The following is a 2,665-nucleotide window of genomic DNA, read 5'->3' as shown; positions in this document are numbered from 1 at the left end:
CCGACCACACGCCAGGGCCATGCGGTTCGGGTGTTTCCGACCGGACGATAGTTCCCGCGGCCCGGCCCAAAGAACTCACTCTGGGCGACCATGATGGTGCCGTTCGCACTGTCCGGTACCAAGTCGGCGACCTTCTCGATGCGGGCTACATCATCCGTGTAGAGCCAGAGGTCGGTGGCAGGCAGTGGGGCTGTGCGGGTCTCCGCTTCGTACCAGAGAGCTTGGGCGGCGAGGCCCGTAACGGCGTAATTCGCGTTCGACTCTCGGATGCGTTCCAGCGCCACGCTCGACCCAAGAATGGAGAAGTATCGCTTGGCCTTGAAGGTCTTCTCGAAGCTGTAATCCTCGGTCCAACGTCGAGCCAGTCGTACCGGGTCGTTCACGACGATCGGCCCGCCCCCGGTCGGCTCCAGGAAGTCCTCGTTTCGCAGGAGGCTGATCACACGGCTAGCGGTACCCAAGGCGACTCCGGATTCACGAGCAAGGTCGCGGATTGTCGCTGCTCGGCCATCGCTAAGGAGGCGCACCATGACTTCGGAAGCTGAGCGCCCCTTCAGCGACTGGAGGGCTGTGGCCTTTGCGCCCGGGTTCGGATCCTTAGCCGAGCCCTCCTGCTTGATCCACATGAATGGATTCCGGCTTTGAAGGAGGAGATTGCCGGTGGGGTCCCAGTAGGAAAGCCCTTGGCCTTCCAGCTGCGTCTGTGCAGTGCGAGAAATGAAGGGAGAGAGCACGACGGAGATTTCATCGTCGGATCCTCGGGCTCCCTTTAAGGATGACGGCAGGGGTCCGATTGGCGACACCGTCACATCAAGCGCTAGCGAGAATGACTCGCCCGCTACATGCCATCGAACCGTGGCGTCTGCGCTGTTCTTTTGCTTCTGTTCGAGAAGGATGATGTGTCAGAAAACATCGGCGGGGACGTTGGCAGGGTGTGACGGCGAATCACAGTCATTGGGATGCGGGATTTCGGGCCGAGATGAAATTCCTGACGACTCATTGACCCGGGCCAGCGCCTTGCATTCGGCCTGGCCGAGCCAGTCGGCGACCGATTGCCGGGAGTGCCGAGTCCAATCCGCTTGAGCCGGTTGGCGATGGCTCGTCGGCCAACGCTCGCAAAGGTCGATTCCGCGCCTCACGTCGGCATCACCACTTTGCCGATCGCCAGCGACAAGTCCCCGTTCGAATTCTTACCTTTGACGAGGCGGGTCGGTGGAATTGATCCTTCAGATAGGTTCGGATAGAAGTTTGAAGTGAGGGTGGTGTGCCGGTGTGTGCTGTGGCCGTCTTCAAGCTCGAGGGATGAGCTTGCTGGCCGAGTCGAGGATCTGGGAGACGCCGTTGACCGACACAGCCTCTCCCGAGTCCTTCCCATCGGGGGTCGAGTTCCCGAGCGCTCGTTCGACGAGACTGATTCGCGCCTTGCCAACTTCCGTCGGATCAACGTTCGCCAAAAACGGCCCGAACGTCTTCAAGTCCAACTCCATGCGCTTTGCCACGTTCGCACTGGTGAAAAAACGACCTCCAAGTCGAATTGCGACGGTAGCGGCCGAGGCAGCCGCGGCTCCGATGCCAGTGCGGATGGCCAATTGCTCCCATCGGGTACCAGCATCCGAGCTGAGTCCGTTTGGAAGGAGGAGCAGCAAGAGTGGCAGAGCGGCAGCTAGTATGAAAACGGCCCCGATGATGTACAGATAGGTCCCAGCGCGGCGGCCGGCTTTAGCCTCGTCTGCAAAGTGACCCGCAAGTTTGTCAGTTACTGAAGCAGCAGTGAGGTTCGCAAAGTCCGATTCCACCTCTTGGAGCGCGCTGAGCGATTGAGTTGCCAGATTCTTCGATTCAGAAATGGAAGACAGGTAGGGCGCTAATGTCTCGTCAAATCTCGCTTCTTGCGCCGCCTGCCATTCCTTCTGTCGCTTGTCTAGCTGCAGGCTCATTTCTGAAAGCTGTTTGACGCCTGCCGTGATGACTTCATCTATTCGTGCCTTCTCGGCGTTGACAGTTGCTAATGCCTCACCCGCCAGACCTGCGAGGTTGTCGACATCGGTTTGAGACGAGTTGGCGATTGAAGCCACTTGCCCTCTGTATTGCTCTATCTCGACCCGGAGTGTCGCGTGACTTTCGTTTAGTGCGGCAAGGTCGATGCGCTGACGTTCGAGAAGGTCCTCGTACAAAGTTGTCAGTTGCTGGACCTGCCCGCCGCGCGCGTACGGTCGAGGCCAAGGTGCCATCTGAACTAGCGCAGCTTCGATTGTCACGCGCGCCGACTCGAGGTACGCCGGGTCCTGACCGCCATAGGCAAGTCGCTGGTCCAGGTACTGAAGGACGGACGCCAAGGTGTCTCGCACTGGTGTGAGCATGGCCGTAACAAATAACGGGGAGGAGGTTCCAGAGTTTTCTCGAAAAGTACCGATGTGGTCGGCATAGAACCCGATCGTTGTCCCCACCGCGATATCGACCGGATTGCCCTCGCCACGAATTGTTCCCAAGCGTGCGCGAACCTCGTCTAACACGGACCAAATTTCATTGCCTTCGTAGTCAGATCGCAACATTGCCTCACCTTTCGCAGGGCTCCACCTTAGCTAGAACGCATGACATCGTTTGAAGGGACTATCCGAACGTGATGGAAGATCCCTTTGAATCAGCGGTGGGGCTCTACTGTTTG

2 protein-coding genes are annotated in these 2,665 nt (G+C 58.8%); both read right to left on the bottom strand.

The annotated features are described in order from the left end of the window. On the bottom strand, positions 1–626 hold a 626-nt coding region (locus RMN95_RS05950; protein ID WP_309616028.1), incomplete at its 3' end, for a hypothetical protein. A 663-nt stretch (positions 627–1,289) separates the two neighbouring features. Then, entirely contained in the window at positions 1,290–2,552 is a 1,263-nt protein-coding gene (locus RMN95_RS05945; protein ID WP_309616027.1) for a hypothetical protein, read from the bottom strand. Between the last annotated feature and the right edge of the window lie 113 nt (positions 2,553–2,665).

Origin of the sequence: Salinibacterium sp., from assembly GCF_031364185.1 — a bacterium.
In the GTDB taxonomy this organism is placed as follows: Bacteria; Actinomycetota; Actinomycetes; order Actinomycetales; family Microbacteriaceae; genus Rhodoglobus.
The sequence above is the reverse complement of the archived record's forward strand: the minus strand, read 5'-3'. Positions and strand labels throughout refer to the sequence as shown.

Coding starts and splice junctions, on each gene's coding strand:
- RMN95_RS05945 (WP_309616027.1), bottom strand. CDS start 2,552: ATGTTGCGATCTGACTACGAAGGCAATGAAATTTGGTCCGTGTTAGAC.